The 13,862-nt window shown below is 62.1% G+C and carries 14 protein-coding genes and 1 tRNA gene; 9 read left to right on the top strand and 6 right to left on the bottom strand.

Annotated features, from left to right (window positions below; all coding sequences use genetic code 11):
* Positions 1-201: 201 nt before the first annotated feature.
* Entirely contained in the window at positions 202-306 is a 105-nt protein-coding gene (locus ACV959_RS08945) for a DUF1838 family protein (protein WP_475739540.1), read from the bottom strand.
* Between the two features lie 91 nt (positions 307-397).
* Between ACV959_RS08945 and ACV959_RS08940 the strand changes: the two genes are divergently transcribed.
* Positions 398-1,530, top strand: a protein-coding gene (locus ACV959_RS08940; RefSeq protein WP_475737020.1) for an IS3 family transposase whose coding sequence is annotated in 2 segments (ribosomal slippage) — positions 398-653 and positions 653-1,530 — 1,134 coding nt in all. Because the reading frame shifts where the segments join, the coding sequence is not laid out codon by codon here.
* A gap of 347 nt (positions 1,531-1,877) precedes the next feature.
* A tRNA-Ser gene (locus ACV959_RS08935) sits at positions 1,878-1,967 on the top strand.
* Between the two features lie 314 nt (positions 1,968-2,281).
* Here ACV959_RS08935 and ACV959_RS08930 read toward each other — a convergent pair.
* From ACV959_RS08930 to ACV959_RS08910, 5 genes are all read right to left on the bottom strand, one after another.
* A complete protein-coding gene (locus ACV959_RS08930) occupies positions 2,282-2,905 on the bottom strand; it encodes a hypothetical protein (RefSeq protein WP_475739539.1) in 624 nt (207 codons plus the stop codon).
* 58 nt (positions 2,906-2,963) lie between these two features.
* Positions 2,964-3,401, bottom strand: a complete 438-nt coding sequence (locus ACV959_RS08925) for a hypothetical protein (RefSeq protein WP_475739538.1) — start codon at positions 3,399-3,401, stop codon at positions 2,964-2,966.
* The gene (locus ACV959_RS08920; protein WP_475739537.1) at positions 3,398-4,726 is read right to left on the bottom strand and encodes a recombinase family protein; all 1,329 of its coding nucleotides are present in this window, start codon (positions 4,724-4,726) and stop codon (positions 3,398-3,400) included. The genes ACV959_RS08925 and ACV959_RS08920 overlap by 4 nt, the downstream gene beginning before the upstream one ends.
* A complete protein-coding gene (locus ACV959_RS08915) occupies positions 4,723-5,235 on the bottom strand; it encodes a DUF2924 domain-containing protein (protein WP_475739536.1) in 513 nt (170 codons plus the stop codon). Before ACV959_RS08915 ends, ACV959_RS08920 begins: the two co-directional genes overlap by 4 nt.
* A 140-nt stretch (positions 5,236-5,375) precedes the next feature.
* Positions 5,376-6,200: an IS5 family transposase gene (locus tag ACV959_RS08910; RefSeq protein ID WP_475739534.1), complete on the bottom strand. Its 825-nt coding sequence runs from the start codon at positions 6,198-6,200 to the stop codon at positions 5,376-5,378.
* Positions 6,201-6,659: 459 nt separating this feature from the next.
* Between ACV959_RS08910 and ACV959_RS08905 the strand changes: the two genes are divergently transcribed.
* The 7 genes from ACV959_RS08905 to ACV959_RS08875 all read left to right on the top strand — a co-directional run bounded on the left by ACV959_RS08905 (position 6,660) and on the right by ACV959_RS08875 (position 13,862).
* Complete coding sequence (locus ACV959_RS08905; protein WP_475739533.1) at positions 6,660-7,859, top strand: hypothetical protein; 1,200 nt, start codon at positions 6,660-6,662, stop codon at positions 7,857-7,859.
* Positions 7,849-8,781, top strand: a complete 933-nt coding sequence (locus ACV959_RS08900; RefSeq protein ID WP_475739532.1) for a hypothetical protein — start codon at positions 7,849-7,851, stop codon at positions 8,779-8,781. Before ACV959_RS08905 ends, ACV959_RS08900 begins: the two co-directional genes overlap by 11 nt.
* Positions 8,782-8,938: 157 nt before the next feature.
* Positions 8,939-9,160 (top strand): helix-turn-helix transcriptional regulator, encoded by a 222-nt coding sequence (locus tag ACV959_RS08895; protein WP_475739531.1) that lies wholly within the window; start codon positions 8,939-8,941, stop codon positions 9,158-9,160.
* Complete coding sequence (locus ACV959_RS08890) at positions 9,157-9,642, top strand: hypothetical protein (RefSeq protein ID WP_475739529.1); 486 nt, start codon at positions 9,157-9,159, stop codon at positions 9,640-9,642. Before ACV959_RS08895 ends, ACV959_RS08890 begins: the two co-directional genes overlap by 4 nt.
* Positions 9,642-10,511, top strand: coding sequence for an ATP-binding protein (locus tag ACV959_RS08885; RefSeq protein WP_475739527.1), 870 nt, complete (start codon positions 9,642-9,644; stop codon positions 10,509-10,511). Before ACV959_RS08890 ends, ACV959_RS08885 begins: the two co-directional genes overlap by 1 nt.
* A gap of 16 nt (positions 10,512-10,527) precedes the next feature.
* A complete protein-coding gene (locus tag ACV959_RS08880) occupies positions 10,528-11,148 on the top strand; it encodes a hypothetical protein (protein ID WP_475739526.1) in 621 nt (206 codons plus the stop codon).
* An 11-nt stretch (positions 11,149-11,159) separates the two neighbouring features.
* Positions 11,160-13,862: a DEAD/DEAH box helicase family protein gene (locus tag ACV959_RS08875; RefSeq protein ID WP_475739524.1), complete on the top strand. Its 2,703-nt coding sequence runs from the start codon at positions 11,160-11,162 to the stop codon at positions 13,860-13,862.

Here is a 13,862-nt window from a genome sequence, read left to right as displayed (position 1 = left end):
TCGGCCGGGCGAGCGGCCGACCCCGTCACGATGAGGCCGGGCCAATCACCATCCCGTTAATTTGTTTCGAATTGCAGCTAAGCTCCAAGCCTTTAATGGACGATGATTAACGAAATGGCGGGCTCATCGCTACGGCGAGTCTCGTCGGACTGCGGTTCAATTCCGCTTTGGCGGCGACTCGCGCCCCTCGCGCCCCGCTTTTTAATAGGTCCAGCTCGTCACATTGGGACGTTGGTCGTCAAGCGCCGGCGGATTGCGATAAAGCGGGTAGCGTTGCGCAACCTCCTCTCGCATGATCGAGGGCACAACAGAGCCGGCCCCGCAAATTCGGACGGTGAGATAGGTGAATTTCCGCCTGACGTCGGCGAGGATTCTCGCGGCGACTCAGGAGCATCCGATGACGAAGCGAAGCCGCCGGACGCATTCTCCGGCGTTCAAGGCGAAAGTGGCCCTGGCCGCGATCAGGGGCGAGAAGACGCTGGCCGGGCTGGCGCAGCAGTTCGACGTCCATCCGAACCAGATCACGACCTGGAAGGGCCAGCTTCTGGAAGGCGCGGCGGGCGTGTTCGGGCAGGAGAAGGCGGAGCCCAAAGAGGCCGTCGTGGATTTGAAGGCGCTTCACGCCAAGATCGGCGAACTGACTTTGGAGAACGATTTTTTGTCCGGCGCGCTCGGCAAGGCTGGCCTGCCAAGCGCAAAAAGATGATCGACCACGGCCATGACCTCCCGATCGCGCGGCAGGCGAAGGCGCTCGGCCTCGCCCGCAGCACGGTCTACTACATGCCTCGGCCGGTCTTGGCCGAGAATCTGAAGCTGATGCGGCGCCTCGACGAACTGCATCTCGATTATCCCTTCGCGGGGGCGCGAATGCTGCGCGATCTGTTGCGGCGCGAGGGCGTCGTCGCCGGCCGCCGGCATGTGGCGACGCTGATGAGGCGGATGGGGATCGAGGCGATCTACCGGCGGCCGAATGCGAGCAAGCCGTCGCCGGGCCACAAGATCTATCCCTATCTCCTGCGCGGCGTGACGGTCGAGCGGCCGGATCACGTCTGGGCGATGGACATCAGCTACGTCCCGATGCGGCGCGGCTTCGTCTATCTCGTCGTGGTCGTCGACGTGGCGAGCCGGCGCGCGCTGGCGCATCGCGCGTCGATCACGATGGAGGCGGCGTTCTGCGTCGAGGCGCTGGAAGAGGCGTTGGCGATACACGGCAAGCCCGAGATTTTCAACACGGATCAGGGGAGCCAGTTCACCAGCCTCGACTTCACGCGCGTGCTGCTGGACGCGAAGGTCTCGATCAGCATGGACGGCAAGGGCGCCTGGCGCGACAACGTCTTCGTCGAGCGGCTGTGGCGCAGCGTCAAATACGAAGAAGTCTATCTACGCGCCTATGAGAGCGTCTCCGAGGCGCGCGCGTCGATCGCCCGTTATCTCGCCTTCTATAACGAGCGGCGCCCGCACTCGAGCCTTGACGGGCGCACGCCCGACGAGGCCTACTTCGGCATAAAGGAAACGGCGATGGCCGCATGACCGTCGCTTTCGATTTTGCCGCCGCTCTGGTCGGGCCTACGGCCCTCCCGACGCCGCGACAAATCGAAGAACCCCGCGTTCAGCAAACCCCGGCAGAGATCCACCTAAAATCCGCGGGGAACTGTCCAACCATCCGGAGCCAGCTCTCGGCTCTCGCTTCAACCCAATATCTACATTCGGCGCAAACGGAAACGCTCAGGATCGTCCGACGCTTTCGCCCGTTCCATCCTTGGCCAAATGCGATAGCCTGCCAGAGCCTCGGAGCCCGCTTGATCCGGCGTCACTGGCCATGCTATGCGCTACTCGCCACGAAGCGAGGTCCTCACGGGGCCAAATCAGCGCGCCGCGGAGAGGTGGCTGAGTGGTTGAAAGCACCGCACTCGAAATGCGGCATACGGGTAACCGTATCGGGGGTTCGAATCCCTCCCTCTCCGCCAGCTAAGCCATAGCAAACCCCGAAGGCTGGCTGACCAGCGCCGGAAAACTCCGCTATTTCCGAAGGGTTTGCGGTTTCCGACCGAACTTCCGAGACTGCCGCGCCGGGCAAAATTCGGTCTCTGAAGCCCGTCCGTCTCATTCCGAGCGAACCTCCCCCGATTTGGTTCGGTCAGAAAATATCGCTTATTTTCAATACCTTAAAAAATCTGCGTAAGCGTCTCGTTTGAGTTGCCCCCTCCGCCCTCGGTTCGGTTAAAACCTGCGGTGGGCATGCTGGGTCGCATTTCTGCGGGGCGCAGAACCGCGCAGGATTTTAGTGGAACGTTGGCCCCGAGAAGTCGGGCGCTTTCAGCGCCTGCCGTCGCGCCCGCGTGCAGGCCAGCACGACGGCGTTGATTTCTCGCTCGATGATCGGCGTCAGTTGTTGGACGTGCTTCAGAGTGGCCGCGAACTCACCGTCAGACGCGATCTTGGTATCGTTTGTGGCAAGGGCATGAACGCCTGCGAGCATGGCGCGCAGTTCGCCAAGGACACCCATCGAGACGGTGGCCTTCTCGGGAAGATCAAGGTCCTCCCGCCCGTTGAAAAGGCCTTCGACAAATCCGTCGATCTCCTGGCGACGCATCAAGGCGTAGGCGGCAAGTCCCCCTCGGGTCGTCCCGACCGGTGTTCTGACTAGGCGAAAGGGCTCGCTGCGCTTCTGGTGGCGCGTCAGGGAGTTCCAGAGCCCATTTACCAGAATGCCGAGGAGTTCGTTCACCGCTTCCATGCTCTCAAACGCGGGGAATTCGCCGCCCCAGAGTCCTTTGACGACCGACATTGGCGAGGCGGACATTTCTGGCGTCGCGATGTTGCCGAGGAAGCGGGTGCGCACCTCATGATACGGCACGGGACAGCCGTATCTTTGCAACAGGGTGAGCGCCTTTTCTTCGTCCACTGGCGAGATCTTTGGCGCTTTCACCATGGGGGCCTCAAGCACATGTGAACCCAAGGTCTTACCCGTTGATGATCAGCGCGGGCAAGCGGACTCTTCCTCCGCTTTGGAGCTCTCCATCAAACACCCGCTCCATCTGCTCCGCCCACGGCAGGTAGCTAGCCTTGATCAGATCGCTGACCGAAATGGACGGCGGCACTCGCCAGAGCAGCAGGCGTTCGAGCACGTCGGGCGAGAGATACGCCAGCCGCATGATCCGGCTGACATACCGGTCCGTCACCTTTTCGGCCCGAGCGATGTCCTGGAGCGTAGTTGCTTCGCCGCTTTCGAGCCGCCGCCGCCACGCCCACGCGCGCCCGAGGGCGCGAAGAATGTGCGGGTCCTGCGAGCGGGCCTGAAAGTCCGGCTCCGGCTCGGGCGACAGGATTTTGGGCCGCCCATTGCGACGCCTGAACGTCAACGGGATGAAGACCCGGATGGTGTCGTCTGCGTCGGTCATTCGGCGGCCTCCTGATGGGCGTTGGCGGAAAGGTCTCTGACGAGGCCGGCAAGGCCGTTGTTGCGCAGATCGACGGTGATGCCAGCGGGGCCCACCGTTACCCTGCCGACCAGCAAGCGGACGATCCGAGCCTGCTCGACCGGGAACAGCGCGTCCCATAGATCGTTGAAGCGCCGCAGCGCCTCGACGATCGCGTTCTCATCCGCGCGGAGGCCATCCTGCCGATAGATCGCCACCACGCGCGCCGCAATCTCCGGCGCGCCGATCAGTCGCCGCAGTTCGGCAATGACGGCGCCGTCCACAACCGCTGATGACAGGCGCAAGGGCGCCGCCTTTTCGGGGATGGCGCGGTTCCGGATCAAATCCATTGACGTGTAGTAGTGGTAGAGCCGCTCTCCCTTTCGCGTGAAGGTCGGGGTCATGGCCGTGCCGCTCGCTGTGAATATCAGCCCCTTGAGCAGCGCCTCAGACCGACTGCGATTCTTGGCGCGCCGTTCGCGCGGGCTCTCTCTCAGGATCGCGTGAACGCTCTCCCACAGCTCCTTGCCGATGATCGCCTCGTGCTCCCCGGGATATGACGTTCCCTTGTGAACCGCTTCGCCGAGATAGACACGGTTGCTGATCAGCTTGTAGATGAAGCCCTTGTCGATGAGCCTGCCGCGTTTGTTGGCGACGCCTTCCGCTTGCAGCGCGCGCGCCAATGTGGACGCCGATCCGAGCGCAACGAAGCGCTCGAAGATCATGCGCACTGTCGCCGCCTCAGCTTCGTTGATGACGAGCTTGCGATCCCTGACGTCATAGCCCATGGGAACGAACCCACCCATCCACATTCCGCGCTTGCGGGACGCCGCGAACTTGTCGCGGATGCGTTCGCCAATGACCTCGCGTTCGAACTGCGCGAAACTCAGCAAAATGTTCAGCGTCAATCGCCCCATTGACGTCGTCGTGTTGAAGGACTGGGTGACGGACACGAAGGTCACATTGTTGCGATCGAACGCCTCGACGAGCTTTGCGAAATCCATGAGGGAGCGTGACAGGCGGTCGATCTTGTAGACCACGATCACGTCGATTAGGCCGGCCTCGACATCGCTCAGCAATTGTTGCAATCCCGGGCGATCCAGAGTGCCGCCGGAAAAGCCGCCATCATCGTAGCGGTCACGGATGGCGACCCAACCTTCGGGCTTCTGGCTTGCGACATAGGCTTCGCACGCGTCGCGCTGCGCGTCGAGCGAGTTGAATTCCTGTTCGAGTCCTTCCTCGCTCGATTTTCGCGTGTAGATCGCACAGCGTAGGCGTTTGGCTGCGGGGACTGAAGCTCTGCTCATGCGCCGCTCCTCTGCCTGTCACGAAGACCAAAGAACCGAAATCCGTTCCAGCTGGTGCCGGTGATGGCTTTCGCGACCGCCGACAAAGAGCGATATTTGCGGCCTTCCCACGCGTAGCCATCGCCAAGAACGGTGACTGTGTGTTCCGCGCCGCCCCATTCCCGAATGAGTTTCGTGCCCGGGCTCGGGTTGCGGCTGTCGTCGGCCATTCGCTTTCGATCAATTTTCCCTTCGATCTCGTCGGCAAGAAGATCGAGCGCGCGCCGGGTCTCGCGCGAGACGCCCCCGTAGGTGAGTTCCTGAATCCTGCTGGCGATGCGGCTCTCCAAAAACTCGCGACTGTTGTTCGGCGCCGCCGCGCCGAAGAGCGACTCCCACTTTGCCTTCAGCTCATTCACCGACCTGCAATGCAGCGCCGCGAGCTGCGCCAACACGGCCCCGTCCGTCGCACTGTCCTCCCCCGGCCGCGGCGCGGCTTGCGGCCTGGATTTTGCGGCGTTCCTGCTCATAATCACATCCTCCTCTCGCGAAGTTTGCGACGTCGAACACCGCTCTTCAGGGGCGAGAAGTCGACCAAACTTTCTCCGTCGGCTGGCGATAAAGAACTGGACTGTTCTGGCTGAATACGCCTGAGAGCCTGTTTGGAAATTCACGGGTGAGCATTCCGGCGGATGAGTAGGCTGCCCATGGCGACGTGGATCATTGCGGTCGAGACCTCGATGCGGCGCTCGTAATCTCGAACGAGCCTGCGCCATCGGATCATCCAGCCAAAGGTCCGTTCGACGACCCAGCGACGCGGCAGGACTTCGAAACCCTTTTGACCGTCGCGGCGACGAATGATCTCGAGCACGAACTCCAGGTAGGCGGCCTTGTCCATCAGCTTGAGCCGGTCGTAGGCGGCGTCAGCGAAGAGATGCTTCACCCACGGCCAGCGCTTGCGGATGGCGTCGAGGATCGCCTGCGCCCCGGCGCTGTCGGAAATGTCGGCGGTCGTCAGATTGACCATCAGCAATCGCCCATCCGTATCGACCGCGATATGGCGCTTGCGACCGACGATCTTCTTGCCCGCGTCATAGCCCCGCGTCTGCGCATGCGGCGCCTTGATCGACTGGCTGTCGATGACCGCCGCCGAGGGGCTCGCTTCTCGTCCTTGTCGCTCCCGATCGAGCATGAGCTCGACGTCATGGATCGTCTGGAACAGGAAACGCCGCGCCAACTCGCGGAACCAGCCGTAGACCGTTCGCCAATGACCGAAATGCACCGGCAGCATCCGCCAGCCGCAGCCCGAGCGCACGAGATAGCGCACCGCATTGATCACTTCGCGAAACTCGACTTCGCGAGGCCTGCCCCTGCGTCCGGGCTTCGGCATCAACGGCGCGATCCGCGCCCATTCCTCATCTGTCAGATCAGAAGGGTAGCGCTTGGTCTTTCGGGCGATCCTGGCCATCCGGCCCCGTTGCTTGCGTGTCCACATCCAAAGTGTGAATCACATTCGCAGCGAAACGGGAATCCCCTCAAACCGGAATTTCCAAACAGGCTCTGAGCCCGGCGTACAAGAGTCGGGCCAGTTCATCGAGGCGCTCAGAAGCCGTCATCCGCTCGGGCGGCGTCCAATTCGGCGGAGTAGGAACCGTGCTCATCGAGACCGTTCGAAATTGATGGCGATGAGCGAGGGATGCGGGACAAATTAGAGATAAGCAAGCATTTTCCATATCTTGTGAAACAGCGCGAGTTCACTAGCAGCCGCAGGAAATTGTGCGGAGCGCCGGAAGCAGTGACGCTCGAGGCGGTTTCCAACGCTCCGGACCGAATCACGCCATGCGCCAGCCGCTCGTAGTTGTGGACGAACTGATCATCAGCCTTCCCCCGCGTCGCTGTTCTTGTTACGTTCCCGCCCTTCCCCTCGCGTTCGCCGCCCCGAAAAAGGACTCAGATGGCGTCAATCACCACCTTTTTGAGAAAGACCCCGGCAGCGAGCCTCAAGGCTTATTTTCAGACGAAGCCTTTCTCCCTGCCTCCTTCCGTCGATTGGACGGCTAAAGAAAGCGACATCGCATCTGCGCTTGTCGACGCTCTCGCCGCTCTTACCGAAGAAGAACGCGACGATCTCGTGCTTGAGGTGGATCGCATCATCGCATTAGCCGATGAGCCGGGACAAAGTGCATTATACGACGTCATCTCCGACAGAGTAAAATTCGACGCCGTCGCCGGAGCTCACAATAAGGCGCTCTGGGCTTTTATGAACGAAAACGACAATTTTCGTTTGGCCGAAGAGGTTCGGTTTAATGACGAAAAACGTCACGGACGCATGTGGAGCGGTTTTGTCGCGGAAAAGAAAAAGCCCGTAGTGAAGGATCAAGCGTCGAGAGACGCCTTCACTGACGCAATCAGAAATAAATTCAACACCTCCCGTGTGCATGTCGATATCTTTGATCGGCATCGCGTAGCCTTCGACGGAACAACTCATCAATTGGCGCAAGTCGCCGTATACCGCGAAGGGCCCGCCGACGACACCCTTGGGTTCGACGGCGCCGGCGCACTGAAACGAAAGTTGATCAAGCCGGTCTACGAAGCCTCCTTGACTTACGAACCGGCCGAAGGCGTGATCGAGGTCGTGGCCAGCGACAAGGACATTCGCGAGGCGTTGGCAGGCTACATGGGCCGCCATCTGCTTGGCATCGATTTCAAGAGCGAAAAGCTGCCTACACGCCAATACGACCTCAGCGTGCTAATGGATCCTTTCGACTTCCCGTCCGATCCGAATGCGTCCCCCGGCCAATCGATCGAACATGTATTCGTCAGGGAATTGCGTTTTCAACCGCTCGATGAATCGGATCAGCGCGTCACGCTCGAATATCGTGGTTCGTCCACGCACACGATCTGGGATATGGCCGATCATCATATCGGGCCCAGCGCCGAACGACATGCAGACTGGACAATCACTCGCGCGCGTCTGACAATTCGTTTTCGACCGGAAGGCAAATCCCGCCGTCCCAAGAATCTCAACCTGACCATTACAACGCCTCATGGATGCAATCTGAAAGGCATGACCGAACGCGAGCGACTCATCGGCGAGAAACTCCTTCGCGCATGGGGCATTCGCAAAGACGGGTCCTTGCCCGATGGCCCTTAAAAATAGCGGAGCCGTCGATCTGTTGCTAAAGATCCTCGAAACCAGATCCGGAAGGTTATCCGGATCTCTGCTCTGCTCCAACTATACGACGGCGAGCGACGCCCTGCTCAAGGCGGGATTACTCACACAGGTTGGTTCTACAGACGTTGTCCCGTCTATGGACGACTATGAAGACGAGCCAACCACCGTCGTCTGGTCGCCAGAGCGCGGGTCGCATGGCTACTTCACCAGCAAGGGACGATGGACGCCCGTCGCCGCCGAGGAGATAACCCTCTATGGCATTAAAATGGAGACCTTCTTTGCGAATGCGTTAGTGAATTTCGAGCGCGTTTCTCCGCAGATCAGTGCGCCTTTGGTCAGGGATAGGCTCTGGGATCTGGGCGCCGTTAAAATGGAAGGGCGTCGAAAGCCCGTTTCAGTCTGGTTCTGCCGAAGACTCTTCGACCCTGGCTACCGCGCAGCCATCGAGGAGATGATGAACAAGCGTCCTCCCGCCGACGTGCGAGTCATCCTCACATCGACCGCGGCCGGGCTTGATGTGCAATCGGCAGGACAGGTCGTTGTTGGCATCAAGGATGTTCTGGCGAAACCGGACGATATCGCGATCGATCCGGCCATCGTTTCAAAAAGGCTGCTTGTCGGGCCAGCATCAGCGCACAAGCCGATCAGGCACTCGGTCGATTATGGAAAAATCTACATTGGTGAGGAGACATACACGTTCCGTGGCGTCAAGCACCGAGCAATCCTGAGGATCCTTGTAGACGCCTATAACCGGAACCAACCTGTTTGCCTCACTGCCGACGTGCTTGAGGAGGTGCAAGCCGGGCCTACGACAACAAATCTCGCGCGCGCTTTCAGCGGGAACAAGTACTGGTCCAGGTTCATCAAGGAAGAAGCCGGCCACTGCTGGATAGAATATTGAGCCAGGAACCGACCTGAAGCAGAGCCGTCCTGACAGGGACGGCTTTTTTGCCTTTTTGGCTCCCCTTCCATTTCCCCTTCCTTTCCCCTTCCCATCCCCTTCCGCGCCCTCAGGCAAGGTTCTCCCCACGGTTTCGAACGAACCGACGGAGAACCGAATGACCACGCGGCACTTGAACCAGACCGAGCTCGCTGCTCGCTGGACGATATCGCCCCGCACTTTGGAGCGGTGGCGGTTTACGGGCGAAGGCCCGAAATTCATCAAGATCGGCGGGCGCGTCGCGTACCGCCTCGAAGACATCGAGGCGTATGAGACGGAGCAGATCCGTCAGGCGACCCCCGGCGTCCGTCGCGGCTCCTACACCGGGGCGCGCGCGTGACGATCCCCAACCACATCACTCTCGAAACGCTGCCCCGTCTGCCGGTCGCCGAGATCGTCGCCCTCCCGGCCGAGGAACTGGGTCGCCTCCAGCATGAGGCCGAAGAGGCGCTGCGCAAGGCGAAGCTCACCGTCGCCTGGCTCGACGGCGCCCTCACCATGAAATACGCCGACCGCGCCAAGGCGGCGCGCGGCGAGGCCGGGAAGGACTTCGGCGTCGCCCGCTTCTTCGACGGCGCCGTGCAGATCGTTGCGGATCTGCCCAAGCGCGTGGAATGGGAACAGCGCGTGCTGTCCGAGCTCGTCGATCGCATCAAGGCCGAAGGCGACGACCCGGCCGAATATGTCGAGATCAGCCTCAAGGTCTCGGAGCGTAAATACGCCTCGTGGCCCACTCACATCCGCTCGCTCTTCGAGCCGGCGCGGACGGTGCGCGCGGGGAAGGAAACCTTCGAGCTGATCGTCGGCAAGGAGGGCGCATGATGGCGCTCCCGATCATTCTCGCCGATCAGCGCCTCGCGGAGCCTCGCGGCATCAAGGCGGCGATTTTTGGCAAGAGCGGCGTGGGCAAGACGAGCCTGCTCTGGACGCTCAATCCCGAGACGACGCTGTTCTTCGACCTCGAAGCCGGCGATCTCGCGATCGAGGGATGGAGCGGCGACGCCATCCGCCCGCGCACCTGGGAAGAATGCCGCGACTTCGCAGTGTTCATCGGCGGCCCCAACCCGGCGATCCGCGACGGCCGCCCCTATAGCCAGCGTCACTACGACGAGGCGGTCGCCAAGTTCGGCGATCCGCGCGCTCTCGACAAATACCATTCGGTCTTCGTCGACTCGATCACGGTCGCCGGCCGCTTGTGCTTCCAGTGGGCCAAGGATCAGCCGGAGGCCTTTTCGGAGAAGACCGGCAAGCCCGACGTGCGCGGCGCTTATGGCCTGCATGGTCGCGAGATGGTCGGCTGGATCACGCACCTCCAGCACACGCGTGCGAAGGACGTCGTCTTCGTCGGCATTCTCGATGAGAAGCTCGACGACTTCAATCGCAAGATCTTCGTGCCGCAGATCGACGGCGCCAAGACCGGCCTCGAGCTCCCCGGCATCGTCGATGAAGTGATCACGATGACGGAGATGGCCGACGCGGAGAAGAACCTCCATCGCGTGTTCGTGTGCCAGACGCTGAACCCGTGGGGCTACCCCGCGAAGGACCGCTCTGGCCGCCTCGATCTCGTCGAGGAAGCGCATCTCGGGCGCCTCATCGCGAAGATCGGCCAGCCTGGCCGCTCCCCTCTCGAACGTCTCGTGTTCAGCCGCCCCGCGCCGGCTGCGGACGCCTCATCCACCACCAATCGCTGACAAGAAGGAGATTCCAATGTCTTCGTGGACGGATTTCAACGACGCCAGGTCGAACCCCAACCTGATCCCGAAGGGCACGCTCGCCAAGGTTCGCATGACGATCCGCCCGGGCGGCTTCGACGATCCTGCGCAGGGCTGGACGGGCGGCTACGCCACGCGCGGCGCGACCGGCGCCGTCTACCTGAACGCCGAGTTCACCGTGCTGGAGGGGCCTTATGCGCGCCGCAAGGTGTTCTCGATGATCGGCCTCTACAGCCCGAAGGGGCCGGACTGGGGGAACATGGGTCGCGCCCTGGTTCGTGGCATTCTCAACTCGGCGCGCAGCCTTTCGGACAAGGACGTGTCGCCCGAGGCGCAGAATGCGCGCCGCATCGCCGGCTTCGCTGATCTCGACGGCATCGAATTCGTGGCGCGCATCGATGTCGGGACCGACGCCAACGGCGACCCGAAGAACGAAGTCCGCGGCGCGGTCACGCGCGACCACAAGGATTACCCGGCGCTGATGGGTGGCGCGCCGGCGGCTGCGCCTGGCTACGCGCCGGCCCCGGTCTATGCCGCGCCGGCTCAACACGCCTCGGCTGCGTCTGCGGCCCCCGCCGCGCCTTCGGCCGGCGTCCGTCCCACTTGGGCGCAGTAGGAGGCGACGTCATGATCCTCCGTCCCCGCCAGAAAACCTTTGTCGAGCGCAGCATTGCCGCGCTCGGCGAGCACGGCAACACTCTGGGCGTGGCGCCGACGGGCTGCCATGCCGCCGGCACTCTCATTCTCATGCACGATGGCCGCCTGCTCCCCGTCGAGGAAATCGCTGTTGGCGATCTTCTCATGGGGCCCGGAAGCGCGCCTCGCCGCGTGCTACGCTTGCACCGCGGGCGCGACCAGATGGTGGAGATCCGTCCGCTCAAAGGCCAGCCCTTCGCGGTCAATCTCGGCCATATCCTCACGCTCGTGCGGACGGACGAGGGAGCGCCGAGCCGCGGTCCCGATCGTGAAGGCGAACTGGTCGATATCGCCGTGAGCGAATGGCTTGCAGCCTCCAATACCTTCCGCCATCTCCACAAGCTTTTGAGGCTGCCGGTCGACTTCCCGAAGCGCATGGCGCCTCGGATCGATCCCTATGTCCTCGGCGTCCTCATCGGCGACGGTTCGCTCGGGAGGGCAATCTCCGTCACAACTCCGGACATCGAAATCGTCGACGCCATCTATCAATTCGCTGAAGAGTCTGGACTACGAGTGCGTTGCGAGCAGCTCGCGAACAACGCCGCCAATACCTATCACCTCGTCGACGATCGAGGCCATCGTAACGCGCTCAACGACGGATTGCGCGAACTCGGGCTGTTCGGCATGCACGCGGCCGAAAAATTCGTGCCCGACGACTACCGCCTCGGATCGCGCGCGGTGCGTCAGGCCGTGATGGCTGGCTTGCTCGATACCGATGGCCACTTGATGAATGGGCGTTGCTTCGAATTCTGCAGCAAATCCTTTCAGTTAACCAACGACATGGCCTTCATCGCCAGAAGCCTCGGCTATCTGGTCACGATGCGAGAGAAGGAGGTCAACGGAGAAATTTACTGGCGGACGCATATCTCCGGCGACCTCGATAAAATCCCGACGCGAGTATTGCGGAAGCAGGCGCCGCCGCGAAAGCAGAAGAAAAATGTTCTGCGTTGCGGCTTCACCGTGCATCCGGCGGGGGAAGGAGAGTATTTCGGATTCACGGTCGATGGCGACCATCGCTACCTGATGGGCGATTTCACCGTCACCCATAATTCCGGCAAGACCATCATGCTTTCGGCGGTCGCCGGCGAGATGATCAAGGACAGCGCCGCGAAGGCCTGCGTGCTGGCTCATCGCGACGAGCTCACCGACCAGAACAGCGCAAAGTTTCAGCGCGTCAATCCTGGCGTCACGACCTCGATTGTCGACGCTGCGGAAAAATCGTGGGCCGGGCAAGTCACCTTCGCGATGGTCCCGACGCTCTCTCGCGCTGCGAATCTCGACGCCATGCCGGCCGTTGATCTTCTCGTCATCGACGAGGCGCATCACGCCGTCGCCGACAGCTTCCGCCGCATCATCGATCGAACGCTGCAGCGCAACCCCATGGCGCGTATCTTCGGCGTGACGGCGACGCCGAACCGCGGCGACAAGAAGGGGCTGCGCGAGGTCTTCTCCAATGTTGCCGACCAGATCCGCATCGCGGAGCTCATCGCCTCCGGTCACCTGGTCAAGCCTCGCACCTTCGTGATCGACGTCGGCGTGCAGGAGGCGCTGAAAAAAGTGCGCCGCGTCGCCGCCGACTTCGACATGTGTCAGGTCGCGGAAATTATGGACAAGGAGCCGGTCACCGCCGCAGTGATCGCGCATTGGAAGGAAAAGGCCCGCGACCGTCAGTCCGTCGTCTTCTGCTCCACGGTCGAGCACGCGCGCAACGTCACGGAGGCCTTTTGCGCCGCGGGCGTCAAGGCCGCGCTCGTGCACGGCGAGATGGGTGACGACCTGAGGCGCGCGACGCTTGCCGCCTATGCAGAAGGCCGCACGCAGGTCATCGTCAATGTCGCGGTGCTGACCGAAGGGTGGGACCATCCGCCGACGTCCTGCGTGGTGCTGCTGCGCCCATCCTCGTTCAAGTCCACCATGATCCAGATGGTCGGGCGCGGGCTGCGAACGGTCGACCCGGAAGAATATCCGGGCGTCATCAAGAGCGATTGCATCGTCCTCGATTTCGGCACGTCCAGCCTGATCCACGGCTCGTTGGAGCAGGACGTGCAGCTCGACGGGCGCGAGGCAATTGGAGAGGCGCCTACCAAGACCTGCCCGGAGTGTGATGCGACCGTCCCGGCGGCCGTGATGGAATGTCCGTTGTGCGGCCATGTCTGGGAGAGCGAAACAGGCGACACCGAGCGCGGCCAGCTGGGCGCCTTCGTGATGACCGAGATCGACCTCCTGGCGCGCTCCAGCTTCCAGTGGGCCGATCTCCATGGCGACGGGGCGGCGCTCATCGCCAATGGCTTCAAGGCTTGGGCCGGCGTCTTCTTCCTCAATGGCGCGTGGTACGCGGTAGGCGGCGCACAAAACATGCCGGCGCGCCTCCTCTCGGTCGGCGAGCAGATGATCTGCCTCGCGGCGGCCGATGACTGGCTGAACGATAATGAAACCGACGAGAGCGCGCACAAGACCCGCAGCTGGTTGAAGCAGCCGGCGACCGACAAGCAGCTGACCTATCTGCCGCCCGAATATCGTCTGAACTACGGCCTGACGCGCTATCAGGCGTCGGCGCTGCTGACCTTCCATTTCAATCGCGGCGCGATCCGTCGGCTGGTCTTCGGAGCCGACCAGTCGGCGCGCGCGGCGTGA

Source organism: Methylocystis sp. Se48 (assembly GCF_056269425.1).
Note: the sequence above shows the minus strand (reverse complement) of the source record. Positions and strands in the feature narration are given on the sequence as shown.